The organism is Thalassococcus sp. BH17M4-6, from assembly GCF_049323015.1.
Taxonomy (GTDB): Bacteria; Pseudomonadota; Alphaproteobacteria; order Rhodobacterales; family Rhodobacteraceae; genus Puniceibacterium.
Window position 1 is genome coordinate 12,538 of sequence record NZ_JBMPGU010000020.1, and the last position, 15,318, is coordinate 27,855.

At 58.3% G+C, this 15,318-nt stretch carries 16 protein-coding genes; 6 read left to right on the forward strand and 10 right to left on the reverse strand.

Annotated elements, in window-relative coordinates; translation table 11 throughout:
• Position 1: 1 nt before the first annotated feature.
• The 8 genes from ACOXXX_RS19845 to ACOXXX_RS19880 all read right to left on the reverse strand — a co-directional run bounded on the left by ACOXXX_RS19845 (position 2) and on the right by ACOXXX_RS19880 (position 7,731).
• On the reverse strand, positions 2–283 hold the full coding sequence (locus ACOXXX_RS19845) for a UDP-N-acetylglucosamine 2-epimerase (protein WP_422828364.1): 282 nt from the start codon (positions 281–283) through the stop codon (positions 2–4).
• Positions 284–429: 146 nt separating this feature from the next.
• Positions 430–1,380: a Gfo/Idh/MocA family oxidoreductase gene (locus ACOXXX_RS19850; RefSeq protein WP_422828366.1), complete on the reverse strand. Its 951-nt coding sequence runs from the start codon at positions 1,378–1,380 to the stop codon at positions 430–432.
• A gap of 609 nt (positions 1,381–1,989) precedes the next feature.
• Positions 1,990–3,264, reverse strand: a complete 1,275-nt coding sequence (gene tviB / locus ACOXXX_RS19855; RefSeq protein ID WP_422828368.1) for a Vi polysaccharide biosynthesis UDP-N-acetylglucosamine C-6 dehydrogenase TviB — start codon at positions 3,262–3,264, stop codon at positions 1,990–1,992.
• 173 nt (positions 3,265–3,437) lie between these two features.
• Entirely contained in the window at positions 3,438–4,301 is an 864-nt protein-coding gene (locus tag ACOXXX_RS19860; protein WP_422828369.1) for an FkbM family methyltransferase, read from the reverse strand.
• Complete coding sequence (locus tag ACOXXX_RS19865; RefSeq protein WP_422828370.1) at positions 4,301–5,314, reverse strand: NAD-dependent epimerase/dehydratase family protein; 1,014 nt, start codon at positions 5,312–5,314, stop codon at positions 4,301–4,303. The genes ACOXXX_RS19860 and ACOXXX_RS19865 overlap by 1 nt, the downstream gene beginning before the upstream one ends.
• 63 nt (positions 5,315–5,377) lie before the next feature.
• Positions 5,378–5,755 carry a MarR family EPS-associated transcriptional regulator gene (locus ACOXXX_RS19870; protein WP_422828403.1) on the reverse strand — a complete coding sequence of 126 codons (378 nt, stop codon included), beginning with the start codon at positions 5,753–5,755 and terminating at the stop codon, positions 5,378–5,380.
• A gap of 166 nt (positions 5,756–5,921) precedes the next feature.
• Positions 5,922–7,037, reverse strand: coding sequence for a glycosyltransferase family 4 protein (locus tag ACOXXX_RS19875; protein WP_422828371.1), 1,116 nt, complete (start codon positions 7,035–7,037; stop codon positions 5,922–5,924).
• Positions 7,038–7,113: 76 nt separating this feature from the next.
• Positions 7,114–7,731, reverse strand: a complete 618-nt coding sequence (locus ACOXXX_RS19880; protein ID WP_422828372.1) for a YdcF family protein — start codon at positions 7,729–7,731, stop codon at positions 7,114–7,116.
• A gap of 335 nt (positions 7,732–8,066) precedes the next feature.
• Between ACOXXX_RS19880 and nusG the strand changes: the two genes are divergently transcribed.
• A complete protein-coding gene (nusG, locus tag ACOXXX_RS19885) occupies positions 8,067–8,579 on the forward strand; it encodes a transcription termination/antitermination protein NusG (protein WP_422828373.1) in 513 nt (170 codons plus the stop codon).
• A gap of 43 nt (positions 8,580–8,622) precedes the next feature.
• Here the strand turns inward: nusG and ACOXXX_RS19890 are convergent, their stop codons facing one another.
• Positions 8,623–9,510: a YdcF family protein gene (locus ACOXXX_RS19890; RefSeq protein ID WP_422828374.1), complete on the reverse strand. Its 888-nt coding sequence runs from the start codon at positions 9,508–9,510 to the stop codon at positions 8,623–8,625.
• A 443-nt stretch (positions 9,511–9,953) separates the two neighbouring features.
• Between ACOXXX_RS19890 and ACOXXX_RS19895 the strand changes: the two genes are divergently transcribed.
• From ACOXXX_RS19895 to ACOXXX_RS19905, 3 genes are all read left to right on the forward strand, one after another.
• The gene (locus ACOXXX_RS19895; protein ID WP_422828375.1) at positions 9,954–10,979 is read left to right on the forward strand and encodes a replication initiator protein A; all 1,026 of its coding nucleotides are present in this window, start codon (positions 9,954–9,956) and stop codon (positions 10,977–10,979) included.
• 313 nt (positions 10,980–11,292) lie between these two features.
• Positions 11,293–11,985, forward strand: coding sequence for an AAA family ATPase (locus tag ACOXXX_RS19900; protein ID WP_422828376.1), 693 nt, complete (start codon positions 11,293–11,295; stop codon positions 11,983–11,985).
• Positions 11,985–12,269 carry a hypothetical protein gene (locus ACOXXX_RS19905; RefSeq protein ID WP_422828377.1) on the forward strand — a complete coding sequence of 95 codons (285 nt, stop codon included), beginning with the start codon at positions 11,985–11,987 and terminating at the stop codon, positions 12,267–12,269. Before ACOXXX_RS19900 ends, ACOXXX_RS19905 begins: the two co-directional genes overlap by 1 nt.
• Positions 12,270–12,335: 66 nt before the next feature.
• Here ACOXXX_RS19905 and ACOXXX_RS19910 read toward each other — a convergent pair whose 3' ends face one another.
• Positions 12,336–12,911, reverse strand: coding sequence for a rhomboid family intramembrane serine protease (locus ACOXXX_RS19910; protein ID WP_422828379.1), 576 nt, complete (start codon positions 12,909–12,911; stop codon positions 12,336–12,338).
• 326 nt (positions 12,912–13,237) lie between these two features.
• Between ACOXXX_RS19910 and ACOXXX_RS19915 the strand changes: the two genes are divergently transcribed.
• Both ACOXXX_RS19915 and ACOXXX_RS19920 read left to right on the forward strand, forming a co-directional pair.
• Positions 13,238–13,936 (forward strand): VPLPA-CTERM sorting domain-containing protein, encoded by a 699-nt coding sequence (locus ACOXXX_RS19915; RefSeq protein WP_422828380.1) that lies wholly within the window; start codon positions 13,238–13,240, stop codon positions 13,934–13,936.
• Between the two features lie 417 nt (positions 13,937–14,353).
• On the forward strand, positions 14,354–15,148 hold the full coding sequence (locus ACOXXX_RS19920) for a sugar transferase (protein WP_422828382.1): 795 nt from the start codon (positions 14,354–14,356) through the stop codon (positions 15,146–15,148).
• Positions 15,149–15,318 lie beyond the last annotated feature (170 nt).

Below are 15,318 nucleotides of genomic sequence, written 5' to 3' on the forward strand. Positions count from 1 at the left end.
GTTAGGCTTCCCCAATAAATCGGGCGATTTCAGGACCCGCACCCACGCCCCCATAGAGCGAGCCGTCATTCTCCACAACCACCTCAAGCCGCGCAATGCCTTCTCTCTCGATAGACGCCGCATCGGCTTGGACAAAAACGCTCAATTTTTGCTCGAGACGTTTGATCCATTCCGTCGAACCGCGTGATGTTACGCAGTGCCGACCGCGGAGAAACGCGTCCTGTTGTACACTGCCGGAGTCGGTTGCCACGAGCCCACAATGCTGAGAGAGAACATCAGGCATCGACGTCTCAAAATGCTGTCCCGAATGCAGCAACACCTCTTACATGCGCTCCTGCTGTTGCAAAGCATGGCTGAACACGCTCGAATTCACGAATTGCGGTCGGGCGTCCGCCACCGCAAGAAATTTTTGCAGGATCTGATCAGACCTCATATCACTTTCACGAAGGGATGAGTATCGCTACTTCTGGAGTGCAGCGGCAGAGATCGAATATCGGATACGGTCTGTATTGCAACTCGACTATCTTCCAGCCGGAAGCCTCGACCATTCAAGATTTCCTCATATGATTTTGTATGAAGATCTGTAAATCCTCCAGAAAACTCTATTTCGTCTCCATCGACTGTGATCGACCTATGAGTACGCTGATTTTTTTCGCGGGATTTTTCAGGAAGGTCGCTTGGGTCGATCGAAAGAAACCATCGCACACGCGCCTTTTCGTACTCCAAAAATCCGGATGCTTTCGTACTATCCCTCAGGAATACCCTATTCTCCTTCAGGTTGCCAAAAATAAAATGTAGCATATCATAGAAATGCACTCCAATATTAGTTGCAATGCCCCCGGACTTTTCTTCCTGCGCCTTCCAAGATTGGAGATACCATCGACCGCGTGAGGTAACATAGGTCAACTCAACATCGTATTTCTTGCCACTATCAGATTCATCTATTCTACGCTTTAGGTCGATGATTGATGGATGCAAGCGCAGCTGAAGAATTGTGTGAACTGATTGGCCAGTATCGTGCTCCATACTGGCCAATCCATCAATGTTCCAAGGGTTCAGGACTAACGGCTTTTCACATATAGCATCAGCGCCGGAGCGCAAGGCAAACCGTATGTGACTGTCATGCAAGTAATTTGGAGAGCATATCGATATATAATCAATGGGAGGCGAGCTCTTCTCTCGACGTACCCTATCAATATATCGATCAAATCTCTCAAACTCAGTAAAAAAATACGCATTCGGGAAATATGAATCGATTATGCCGACAGAGTCGCTTGGATCAAAAGCAGCAACTAGATCACTTTTAGTATCCGCTATAGCCTTCATGTGGCGAGGCGCTATATAACCAGCGGCACCGATTAATGCGAATGATTTATTCAATACGTATTCCCTTCATCTCACATAGTGCTTCAATCAAACGCTCTTTGACCACCTGAAACCGGAACAACCCGTGTCAAAAGGCACCATACCCACGTTAGTACGGAATGCCAGAGGAACGGATATTAAATGATTGCTTCCTGTTTCAGCCTCATCGGCTGTTTGATCGGCAGGTTCAGTTTCAACTTGCAGTAGACACGCTTGTGGTTCCAGCAATGCTCCTGGATGTTACTCAGGTAAAAAAGCACGGAACGAGGCCTCGGTTCTTCCTCGCTGCCGTCAACCCAATCAGCTGGCACACGATCTGCTCCTTCTCATCGTCCAGTTTCGGGCTGTGCCGATAGCATGTCTAGCTGACCTCATAACCACCGCTTTGATGGCCAGCTCCGGGCGTTGCGTTGGCCGTGTCATTTGTCCGAGCACCTCTTTCAGAAGGACGTTCTGCACACTGATCTACGCTTCAGACGTGGGTTCTACTCGACCAAGGCCTTTGCCCTCCGTCTCGCGCAGGACGCTCATAATCCAGGCCCGGATAAACCGTGTATCTCTATCGGAGTTTCGTCGTTGATCCAGTCGAAAAGACTCGACTAGAGGATCAGTCAGTTACTGACGTCACAGCCTCAAATCGCTTTCATTGACGCCGAAGAGGCTTTTAAGATCGCAAAGCACATGAGTATCGCGGGCCAAGCTGCGCAGTTGAGGCAGGCCGCGCTCCCTGAAAAAGTCATGTGCCACCGCGAGGATCACCCCATCGTAGGCCCCAGCTTCAGGGCTTTCGGTCAGGGCAATGCCATATTCATGCATGGCCTCATCCGCATCGACCCATGGGTCGTGCACATCCACCCGGATACCGTAGTCACACAGTTCCGACACCACATCCACGACGCGAGTGTTGCGCAGATCGGGGCAGTTTTCCTTGAAGGTCAGCCCCAGAACCAGGACGCGGGCGCCTTTGATGGCGATCCCCTTCTGGATCATCGCCTTGACCATTTCGCTGGACACGTAGGCGCCCATGCCGTCGTTGATCCGTCGGCCGGCAAGGATCACCTGAGGATGATATCCGATCGATTCCGCCTTGTGCGTCAGATAATACGGGTCGACGCCGATGCAGTGCCCGCCCACCAGGCCCGGCCGGAAAGGCAGGAAATTCCACTTAGTGCCGGCGGCTTTCAGGACGGCCTCGGTGTCGATGCCCATCTTCTTGAAGATCATCGCCAGTTCGTTCACCAGAGCGATGTTGAGGTCGCGTTGCGTGTTCTCGATCACTTTCGCCGCCTCGGCCACGCGGATGCTCTCGGCCTTGTGGGTGCCCGCGGTGACGATGCTGGCATAGAGCGCGTCGACGGTGTCGGCCGTTTCCGGTGTCGAACCTGCGGTCACCTTCGTGATCGTGGTCAGGCGGTGCAGCTTGTCGCCCGGGTTGATGCGCTCGGGCGAGTAGCCGCAGAAGAAATCCTCGTTGAAGGTCAGACCCGAGACGCGCTCCAGCACCGGGACGCAGTCTTCTTCGGTGGCTCCCGGGTAAACGGTGCTCTCGTAGATGACAATGTCGCCTTTTTTCAGAACCTTGCCGACGGTTTCAGAGGCTTTGAGCAAGGGTGTCAGATCGGGGCGCTTGTGGGCATCGATCGGCGTGGGCACGGTCACGATATAGACCTGCGCCTCGGAGATTGCCTCCAGATCTGCGGTGTATGTGAGCTGGACCGCTTCCGCGAGTTCCTCCGCGTCCACTTCCCGCGTCCGGTCTTTTCCGGCTTGCAGTTCGGAAATGCGTTCCGCGTTGATATCGAAACCGACGGTCGGGCGATGCTTGCCGAACTCGACGGCAAGCGGCAGGCCAACGTAGCCAAGGCCGATGATGGCGAGGGTGCTGTCTGAAGGTGTCATCTATTTCCCGTAATATTCTCGAAACTAAATAGTGGGCTTGGCAAACCGAATTCTTGGCGACCGCATGTCGGTCATAACTTGCGCGATAGTCAAGGTCGGCGCGCGCTCGAAGTCTTGTCCCTCAATGCCTCATCTTGCCTCAGGGCATTCGTTTGTCGGCATTGTGCGATTTCTCACAAAGGACCCGTCGCTTTCAGAACATCGACGCGATCTTTGGGGCATAACAGGACATTGCGCTCTGCGTGTTCTCGTCCCATGTCCAGATCGACGGTCTGACCCGTTGCAGGATCGAGGCTGACATACCCGCACGACAAAAGAAGATCACGCGCCGCTTCATGCGCATCAGAGTTGCGCGTCCATTCGCAGACAATGACGGCTTGGCCTTTGGCAAGCGTATCGCGCGCGCCCAAGAGCAGCCGACCTTCCAGACCTTCAACGTCGATCTTGATCAAGTCGGGTGTCAGGTCGTGCGTCGCGCAGTGAGCGTCGATCGTGGTGACCGGAACCATGTAACTCTCTTTATCGCCAGCGAGAAAGTTCGGATCCAAAGACGCGCTGTATGCATTTGCTCCACCCGGATCGTGGATGGGAAGTTCCCCCGTCTGATCGGCAACCGCCGCCTGAAAAATCTCGACGGACAGGCCCGAAACCCGTTGATTTTCCCGCAGTCTATCCGCGATCCGTGCGAGAGGTTCAAAGGCATGAACCGTGGCCTGGGGCGTCAACGCTTTGGCAATAAAGGCAAAAGACCCAGTATTTGCGCCGACATCCAGAACAGTGCGCGCGTCGAGCGAAAGGCGCCCCCACCAACGCATGACGTCCGGCTCATGCCCCACCCAGCCACGCCAAAAAAGCTCGTTTTCGACCCGGTTACCCCACGACATGAGTTGCAGCGTTCCTCGGCCGTCGGGAAGTGCAATCGCAAAAGGGCCGACCTTGTGGAGATGACGAAAGACTTTCTCCGGCGGTGTCACACCCAAGGCGCGCAGAGCGAGCGCCGGAGGTCGCGCCAATGAACGGATAATCTCTTTCACCATCACTTCCCGTAATAGTCCCGGAACCACGCCACGAAGCGTGCAATTCCATCCTTGAAATCAGTCTGCGGCCGGTAGCCGGTCAGGTTTTGCAGCGCTTCGGCATTGGCCCAGGTTGCGGGCACATCGCCTTTCTGCATCTCCATGTAATTGCGGGTCGCCTTCTTTCCCAAGGCGTCCTCGATCGCGTCGATGAAGTCCAGAAGCCGCACCTTGTCGGAATTGCCGATGTTCACGATCCGGAACGGCGCGACGGGGGACAGGCTGTCCCAGTCGGGAATGTCTTCGCGGCTGGCGGGACGTTCCGGCACGGCGTCGATCAACAACCGGATACCGCGCACGAGATCATCCACGTAGGTGAAGTCGCGGTACATGTCGCCGTGATTGTAGATGTCGATCGGCCGGTCATCGAGGATCGCATCGACGAACTTGTAAAGCGCCAGGTCCGGCCGCCCCCAGGTGCCGTAGACGGTGAAGAAGCGGAACATCGTTGTCGGCAGGTTCCACAGATGGGCATAGGAATGACCCATGCTTTCATTGGCCTTCTTCGTGGCCGCATAGATGGTAAGCTGGGTGTCGGCCTTTTCGGTCTCCACGAAAGGCATGTCTTCGTTGGCGCCATAGACCGAGCTGGTAGAGGCCATCAGCAGGTGGCCAACCTTTAGCCGCCGCGCTGCTTCCATGATGTTGAACGTGCCGATGACATTGCTGTCGATATAGGCGCGGGGGTTTTCGAGGCTGTAGCGCACCCCGGCCTGCGCGGCGAGATGCACGATCACATCAGGCTGAAAGGCATCGGTGACGCGGTCTATCAGCGCGGCATCCTCGAGCATCCCCTCGGTTGCCGCAAAATTCGGGTTCTGCAACAGCATCTGATGCCGCCGCTGCTTCAGGGTGACATCGTAGTAATCCGTCATCCCGTCGTAGCCATGCACGACGAACCCCTCGTCGAGCAAAAGCCTGGCCAGATGAAACCCGATGAATCCGGCCGTGCCAGTGACAAGAACGCGCTTCATCGGCCAGGCCCCTTTGACCCACCCGATATGCCGAAACAGGCCAGGTTCGATTGCATATCTACCTCAGTCTTCTTTCGCAGAAGGTTTCAGAGCCGCCCATTCAGATTTGGACAGGTCACTGCGGACCTCTTCGATCTCTGCCCTGAGCATCTCGTATTCCGCCATCTTGCGGACCAGAAACCGCCGCGTCAGCGTGGCCCGTTCGGCAATACCCTTTGGCGTGAGCACATAGGCGTAGCGGCGCTTGTCCGCGCTTGTCGAGAAGTTTCCAAGCTTCACCAGGCCCTTTTCGACAAGCGCCTTGAGAACGTAATGCGTGCTTCCGGTGCTGATGCCCACGGCCTCTGCCAGATCGCGCTGCGACATTTCCGGATTCTGTTCAAGCAGACGCAGCACCCGAAACCTGACATCATCCTGCTGCTTGTCACGCGTTCCCGCCACGGTCAGACCGATCAACGGCTACCGCACAAGGACTGCCTGTGGCGCCCCGGGACAGAGAGGAAAACAGAACCGCCAATGCCGCTCATGTTTGAGCGGCTAGCATTTCCGGAGATTCGCTGAAACCCCAAAAATATCGAATGTTCAACAATATGCAGGAAAGAGGTCGTCAGCCCCCCTGCCCCGTCAGCTCGCGGATTGCCTCCAGATAGGCTTGCACCACAAGCGCCTGATCGTATTCGCGCTCCATCTTGGCGCGTCCGGCCAGACCCATTTCGCTGCGCTGTTCCGGGTCGAGATCGAGGAACCGCAGCATGGCCTCTGCCAGACTGTCTGCATCCCGGACCCTGCACAGAAAGCCGGTCACGTCATGATCCACAACAGCCCGGCAGCCAGGCACATCACTTGCGATCAAGGGGCGCGCCATGGCGGCGGCCTCGATCAGGGTCCGCGGCGCCCCCTCGCGGTAGGACGGCAGCACGACACACTCCGCCGTTGCGATGATCGGGCGAACATCGTCCGTCGTGCCCAGATATTCGACAAGGCCTTCTTTGACCCAGCCGCGCACGGTGTCCTCGGAAATCGCCGTGCGGTTTTCAGACCCCGCGGCCCCCAGCAGCTGAAAGCGAACCTCGGGGCGGGATGCCTTGATCTGCCGCGCCGCACCGACGAATTCCACGACGCCCTTGTCCCGCAACAGACGCGCGATCAGCAGGAACACGGGCGCTGCGCCTTGCGGCAGCTCTATCGCTTCGAAATGGTCGAGATCGATCCCCGACCCGGGAAGGCGCCTTGCCTGCCCGGGCGCCACAAGTCCGCGTGTCACGAAGAGGTCCTGGTCATCCTCGTTCTGAAAGAAGACGATCGGAAGACGACGAAAGGCGCGCCGGTAGAGTTGTTCGACGACAAACTGAAGCGTGCCCCCGGACAGAAACCCGGTCCCGAGCCCCGATACGTTCGGCACGAAGGGAATGCCAAGCGATTTCGCCGCCAGAGCCCCGAAGGTATTGTTCTTGATTGTATAACTCAGAACGATATCGGGCTTCTGTTCTTGGAAAACCTGCCGGAAGCGCCGCAAGAGCTTCAGTTCGTCAATGGGGTTGAGCCCCTTGGCATTCATCCGAAGCGGCACGAACCGGCACCCCAGAGCCGTCAGTTTCCCAACAAAGTCATCCGGCGGCGCCAGAACCGTGACCTGATGTCCGTCAGCCAGAAGAGCCTGCACGACGGGTCTGCGGAAATTCCAGATATTCCAGGCGGCATTCACCGTAATTAAAACATGCATGGTCGCAACTTGAAATCCGGCACAATGCTCGGTCACTTCTTAGCAGGGTCTGGTCAAAAGGGAACCTCGCCCGGGATCAGTGCGGCTGGCAATAGGTCAATTCGTTTTCCGACCAAAGCTCTCGCGGCAGGAGTGTGATGGCCCAGGTTGCAGCAAGCTCGCTGGCCTCATCGGGGTCGCGCGAACGGCCTGCATCGGCGTCCGCGGGGTCCGATGCCACGGGAACCACACGCACGGGGGCGATGGCGCGTTCCAATGCGAGGGATGCGCGCGCCATGTGGCGCTGCGACGTGATAAGCGTGACAGCTTGAACCTCGGGCTGATCTTCAAGCCAGCACGCCGTCTCGAGCGCATTTTCGAGCGTCGAGCGGGCATCAGGCGACAGAATGATCCGCCCCTCCGCAAGCCACTCCCTTTGCCGGGGCGTCAGGTCAAACTGAGCGGCAAAGCGGTCGATATAAAGCCCTGCCTTGGGATTGACGCCGGAAATGAAGAGCCGCTCCACCCGGCCATCGGTCATGAGCTCCAGCCCCCGTTCGATGCGATCATACTGACCGGTGAACACGATCGCCGTCGGCGGCAGAACGTCGACTTCGGCGGTGGTTCCGGCTTGAGCGGAGACGTCGGCAGGCGCCCTGCCCGGCAGGCAGAGCGGCAGGGCCAGGACAAGCGGCACAAACCAGATCATGCGCATGAGCTCTTCCCCGCTTGGCTGCCTCGACGGTCAGCGCCTTGCCCGGTCCGGGCGTTGGCTTGCCGACTTTGCAGCCTCTAAGTCGTTTGGGGCCTTTTGTCATGTGAAACGGTCGTGTGGCGGGTCGTCGAGGCGGTTGCCAAAGCCCGCCTTCCGGCTCAGATCCCAGATCATACTGGGGGTGAGCTTGGTTGCCGCCTCGACGCTGACATCCCCGAAAGTTTCAATATTTCAAACAGCTTGTTTCCCGTTTTTCAGCACTTGTCATGGAACCGCCACTTGCTTTCGCTCAAGTTTGAGCAAAAAATGGTCGCCGACAGGCAAAGGATGTTGTGATGAGTTTTCATGATCGTGGGGCAACCTGGTTTCTGGCCCAGCTGAAGCCCAACAGCGCACGGATTGCCGACCGCAATCTCAGACGGCAGGGTTTTCGAACCTTCCTGCCCGTCGAAGACGTCACCAGACGCACCAGAACGACATTCGTGACCACCGAAAGTCCGGTCTTTCCGGGATACATCTTTGTCATGTTCGACGCCGCGAAAGGCGGCTGGCGGGCGATCAATTCCACCAGCGGCATCACGCGCCTGGTCGGGGTTGGCGGCGCACCCGCGGCGGTGCCGGCCGACATCATCTCGGGGCTCATGATGCGCTGCGACGCGCAAGGAAAGCTCATGCCGCCCGAGCAGCTCACACCGGGCACCAAAGTGGCTTTGACCGGGGGTCCCTTTGCCGACTTCATCGCAGAAGTCGACAAGATCGAATCCGACCGCCGTGTCTGGGTTCTGCTGGACATCATGGGCGGCAAGACCCGGGTTGCCGTCAACGCGGAACAGGTCCGGGCACTCTGAACGGCGGGACCCACCGGACCGAATGCGCGGCTCCTCCGATGCCTCACCGGCCGCTCAATCGATACGCAAGACGACCGACATGTTCGCGGACGGCAATTCCCAGGATCTGCATATTCCCGCTGAGGTTCCAGCCAATGCCATCGACGAACCGGGAGGTTCGATAGTCCACCGGCCAGGCCACCAGATCCGGCCAGCCGGCCGACCGAAAGCTCTGCATGGCCCGGGGCATGTGAAACGCACTGGTCACCAGCACCCAGGTTTCATCCTCCGCAGGTGCGGCCAGTTCCAGACCGAGGCGCGCATTCTCGGCCGTGTTGCGGGATCTGTCCTCGAGCAACAGGCGATCCGCCGCGATGCCTTGCGCGCGAAAAAGCTGTTCGGCGACAGAGGCTTCGGACACGCGCATACCCGCAACATCGCGCAAGGCCCCGCTGCCGCCGGCAAAGAGCAGACGCGCCTCCGGAAACCGCCTGGCAAGTGCAAGTCCCGCGACATAGCGGTCGCCACCTTCGTTCAACTGCGGCTGGTCCCAATAGAGGCTGGCACCGATGTCCTCTCCCCCGCCCAGGACGATGATGCCGTCGACCTGAGAAAGCGGCGGATTGGCAGGATAGGTTCTTTCGACGGGCTGCAGCAGAAGACTGCCAAGTGGAAAAATCCCCACGATCAGCAGGACCGCCACCGTCACGCCGGACGTCACCAGCGCCAGGCGGTGACGCTTCTTCAAAAGCAGCAGCACGGTTCCGGCGACAGCAATGACGATCCATGTATCGGGCCGCAGAAGGGCACCGGCCAGTTTCGCGACCACAAAGAAAACCGTGTCCATTGCCTGTCCTGTCTCATCTTTCTGAAATCCACGGGACATCGGATCGTAGAACACGTGCCCTTGCAGCGCCTCGGGATGCTTCCTGGCTGAACAGATATCGTTCACTGCGCTGCAATCGGCAGAATCGTTCCTTTTTCTCGGCCCGTATCTTTCTCTGGCAGAGGTTTGCGGATCCGATGCGCGCGGCACCTGCGACCCCCCCTGCCCGTCCCAGGTGTTAGAGTTGTGTTAGACTCAGTGTTACACCTCGATTCCTTCCCTTTTTCGCAAGCAACTTCAATGATCTGGCGACACCCCCCGTGTGCAGAGTGGTGATTCTGCGTGTGTAGAGTGGTGATTCCCCGTGTGCAGAGTGGTGATTCCCCCGAACGTGTCCGTGGCGCTTGCGCCAAGCTGCTGAAACCAGAGTCTTTTTCCGGGAGAAACCGCTGCGGCAGCGTGTGTGAAGTGTCTAAAGGCCGTGTGCGAAATGTCGTTTTTGTCTTGGCGTGTGTGAAGTGTCGATATACGCTGCTTTGTGTGTGAAGTGTCGAAGGAAAGGATTGCTCATGCCTGACTATCCCCTGCTGCCGGATCGTCACCCTCAAGGCGACTTCTTCGTTTGTGACATCCTCGACGCGGCGCCCAAGGGCGACATGGGCTCCATGGAGCACCCGATCTTTTCGCTGTCGACAAAACCCGACACCCGCCCACGCCGCTATGAACACAACGGCATCCTGGTGGAGATAAAGCCGTCGGTCGACGGGCTGGCCACGGTGCATGACCGGGATGTGCTGATCTACTGCATCTCGTCGCTCATCAAGGGCATGAACGACGGCAAGGAACCGCAGCAGGTGATCCGCTTTCAGGCATCCGATCTTCTCAAGGCCACCAACCGCATGACCACCGGACGCGGCTACCAGCTTCTCAAGGCGGCGATGGAGCGGTTGGCGGGCACGCGAATTTCCACCAACATCACCACCGGCGGAAAGGAAATCTTCGAAACCTTCGGCCTGATCGAACGTGCCAAGATCGTGCGCGAGACCCGCGACGGCCGGATGCAGGAGGTCGAGGTCAAGCTGTCCGACTGGGTTTTCAACGCGATCCGCGCGCAGGAGGTTCTGACACTCTCGCGCGAGTATTTCCGTCTGCGCAAGCCGCTCGAGCGGCGGATCTACGAACTGGCCCGCAAGCATTGCGGCCGACAGAAGGAATGGCGCGTCTCGATGGCGGTCCTGCAGAAGAAATGCGGCTCGGGCTCCACCCTGCGCGAGTTTCGGCGTCTGGTGGCCGCCATCGCCAAGGAGGATGGAGAATACGGGCACATGCCGGATTACCGGATCCGCATCGACGAGACCCGCGATCATCTGGTCGCGCTCAACCGCGGGACGGTACGGACCGATGTGTCCGAGATGGCGCAGATCCCGCCTCTCGATCCGGACGTCTACGAAATGGCGCGCCAGGCGGCGCCAGGATGGGATGTGCGGGCAATCGAGCAGGAGTGGCGGCAATGGGCCACCGAGGTGCCGCACAACCCGGAAATGGCGTTCCTGGGTTTCTGTCGCAAATGGTTCGACCGCCGCGGGCGGCCCTGACCCCCTGCCCCGCACCCGTCCCGGATGCGCTCGACCAAGGGGCGTCGCAGGATGCCGGGTGCCGAGCCTTGCAGCTAGCCTACCCTAGGATAGGCTAGGCTAGCGCAGAATACCCGAGGCTACCTTAGCCTAGCCAAGCCTTGGGTACCCTAGGATAGCCAAGGCTACTCTAGGCAAACCTATCCTAGAATACGCTTGCAGAACCTATAGCAGGATAGCGCTTGGTAGGCTTGGCTAACCTATGGTACGATAAGGTAGAGCCTCGCCAAAGGGGCCAATAACGAGCAGATAAAAACAGATACAGGATCCCACCATGCCGGTGATTGCATTCGCCAATTCGAAAGGCGGCTCGGGCAAGACCACGAGCGCGCTCCTCCTTGCCCAGGCGCTGGCCGCGCACAAGACCACCACGCTGATCGATGCCGACCCGCGCCGTCCGGTGACCACCTGGGCCGAACGGCCGGGCTGCCCCGAGGCGCTGACGGTCGTGACCAATCAGAGCGAAAAAACCATCCTCGACGAAATCGAAACGGCCGCCGCGCGCGACCCCTTCGTCATCATCGATCTGGAAGGTACCGCCTCACGGCTCATGTCCTATGCCATTTCCCAGGCCGATCTGGTGATCATTCCGATGAAGGAACAGCAGCAGGACGCGCTGGCCGCGCTCAGCGTGATCGAGGAAATCCACCGCGACATGAAGGCGACGCGCCGCCGTATCCCCTATGCCGTTCTGTTCACCCAGAGCCGCGCGGCGGTGAAATCCCGCACCGCGCGCCACATCGGCTCTCAGTTTCGCGATAACCCCCATATCGATTGCTTCACCACCGAAATCCACGAGCGCGACGCCTTTGCCGCGATGTTCTCGATCGGAGGGACCGTTGCGGACATGGATCCGAGACTGGTCAACGGTCTGGACAAGGCGCTTGGCAACATCGAAGCCTTCCGCGCCGAAGTCACCACTAGGCTGCGCGCCATCCGCGCCGCGCAAGAGGGGAGGGCGGCGTGATGTCCAACCGCGAAGCGCTTGCGATCCCGAGCTTCGAGGATGACCTCGACGATTTTGCTCCGCGTTCGGCGCCGACGCCGGGGCAGGGCAGGGGGGCCGATGCCCGCCGCACGGTGGATGCGGTGTCGCAGTTTCCCTCCCGCGAGGCCTCACAGGATGCGCAGCTGAACCTCAAGGGTCCCAAACACGTGCTCGACCGGTTTCGCGCCATGTGCAAGGCCGACCGGCGCACCTATTACGACATGCTGGAAATCCTCATGGACGAATTCGACCGCGTGAAATGACCCCGGTGCATCTTTCGGGGCCGCGTCCGACAGGCGTGGCTCCGTCGCCGGGGCGGGAATTCTCGCTCAGTCGTTCGGAAGCGGCCTGGGGTCGATCACCAGCGCGAGAACCCAGCCGACGAGAAATCCGCCCAGATGAGCCTGCCACGCGAGCTGTCCATCCATGGCCCACCATAGTACTAGATTGAGTCCGGCGAGCAGCGCAACGGCCTGTCCGATGGGCCAGAGGCGATCACGGTAGGTGTACCGATCCACATAAGCCCAGGCGAGGATGCCGCCCGCAAGCCCGAAGAGGGCCCCCGACGCGCCGACCATCGGGCGCAGGTCCGGCGCCAGCAGCGCAAATCCCGCCCCGCCGCCCAGAAGCGCCCCGGTATAGAGCAGGGCAAAGCCCCTTTGCCCGACCCGGTCCAGCACCGGGCGGCCCAGCGACCAAAGCGTGATCATGTTCGTGATCAGATGCACCGGCCCGCTGTGCAGAAAGCCGTAGCTAAGAAACATCGCATAGGGCTGCGCGGCATAATTCGGGCGCCAGTTCCCGAGCAGCCCGGGCCAGAACCCGCCATATTCGATCGCCAGCTGGCGCAGGCGCAACGGTCCGAACATGTCGAGCTGACCCAGAGCCAGCACTGCCTCGATCACGCAGCATATCGCCATCACTAAATAAAGAGTTGAATGGTTCCGAATCGGTAACGCCCCCAAGGTCAGCTGCGATGACCTGCACCGAAAACCCTTTCGTGCGAAAACGTCAAATCCCTTTATCGCTGATATTCCCGAGGCCGCGACAACCCTGGGTGGTTGTGGCTTTGCGCGTTCACTTAAAATTCACGAAAAACCCGGCCTGAAAGGCGGTTAGGGCCCTACCTGGCAAGGATGTCAGGTTGACTCACCGCGAGTGAAAAAGTTAATGTGTCCTAAATGCGGCAGAACCAAGGCGTTCTGCTGAGTGGCAATTAAAGGTGGTTAAAATGACAAAAATTCAAAAAATTTCTGCACTGGTGTGTGCATCATTCCTGACCGCTCCGGTCGCGATGGCCGCTCCGATCCTGATCGATAGTTTTGATGCCTTCCAGGAAGTGATCGACGTCCCGACGGGCACGGATGTGAACTTCAGCACGGTGACCGATGCTTCTATCCTTGGCGGCTCTCGTTTTATGTCGGTGACGACCGATCCGACTGGGAACGAAGGGTCGACCCTTCGCAGCACCGGAACAAGCGGATTTAATCCGGAAGGCGCGCTGACCTTCGCCAACGATCCCGGTCAGCGGGGCGTGGCGACCGTATCCTACGGTGTAGCGGCGGGCGGTATTGCTCTGGGCGATCTGACCGATGGCAACACAAACGACAAGTTGTTCTTCGAGGTGCTGAGCGCAGACCTGAACGGAACGACCCTTGAGACAACCGTGACTGACGGTGACAGCAGCGCTTCTATCACCGAAACGTTCGATGCCACCTTCAACCCGTTCACGTCGTTCTCCTTGTTCGCGGGCATTGATTTCGGGAATGTCCAATCGATTTCGTTCGTGTTCGATACTCAAGATGTTCGGAGCTTCGACGGGTCTGTCGGGTCGATCTCTGCTGTTCCGCTTCCCGCCTCGGCACTTCTGCTGCTGGGTGGACTGGGTGGACTGGCTGCCTTCGGAAAGCGCCGTCGTCGCAAGGCCTGATCCGAGGCAACTTGGCCGTATCGGCCAGAATCTGACCATATCTTTAAAATACGCTAATGACGGCTCACTTCCCATTAGCGTATTTTTTTGTTCAGTCGCCGGAGTTGGTTCGAGTATCTCAAGTCATAGACGTAGCCGCCATCAATTCAGCCGAATTTCCATATTGGATACAATAGTCTAAATAATACGTTTTTAATTCCGCTGCTCTGCCTAATAAATCTGGAGATAATCTGAAAAAGCTTCCAATCGACGGAAATGGCCAATTCTGAAGGGCTTCTGGTGTTTGCAGCGAAAAGTCCTTTGGGTTGTGCTACTTACATAATTCCGCGTATTGGTTGATATCCGGAATATCATGGACAACTGAAACCAACTTTCGTAACGTCAAATTGTGCGAGTTTTGTGCCTGGGAGAACTTTAATGAATTATCAAGCAGTTAAGGAGCCTTTGCCCGATTCCCGCACGATGCCTTTAAGAATTGAAGGTCGGTTCAATAAACGTCGCAAGACAAAGCCCACTATCGGGGAAAGAACTTTGGCGCTTTACGTGCTTATTGCGACGTCACCGGTTTTGATTCTCCTGGCGCTGTTTATCGCTTTTGGGGGACAGAACCCGATCTTCTGCCAGGATCGTGTCGGCTTCATGGGGCGGCTGTTCAGCATCTACAAGTTTCGGACCATTCCTGACGAAGGCTGGAAAGCTGCTGAACGCCGGGCGTGTGAAAGCCGCGTTGCGGCGATCCGGCTGTTCATCTTCAAGCGTGTGTCCGCGGTGCTCCGCTCGACCGGTCTGGATGAACTTCCGCAATTTGCCAATATCGTGAAGGGCGACATGCAGATCATCGGTCCGCGCCCGCTGATCGTCGACGACTTCATTGCACTTCCCGAGCGCCGACTGGAGCGTTGCGCCGTGCCTCCGGGCATCACGGGGCTGGCGCAGATCAACGGTGGTCAGCACCTTGACCCGACATCGAAACTGGCCCTGGACCTTTATGTGATCGACCACCAGTCGTTTGGCATTGTCTGCAAGATCGTGACGCGGACGGTGCTTCGTATCGTGCGCGGGACCTCGGCCACAGCCGAAGCCAGTGCGCATGATCTGAAACTGGCCAGGCATCATATGACGTTCAAGATTCGTAGCGAAGACATCGAAATCCGCGTGGCGCCGGGCAGGGCAGGGGGCGTTTGTGGCTTCCGGGATCAAGCTGCCAGCTGAGGCCGTTTCCGTTCGTGCCGGTCTGGGACCTTCGTCGCAGATGCGTCGACCGAGACCGAAAGATGTCCAATCGCGGACAGGTCTCAGGCACATTGGCCAAAGCCGACCCGCGCTTATCCCCTGAAGCGGAAGTGATTTGTGCTCGGCCTTGTTGCCTGAGATAATGCGGC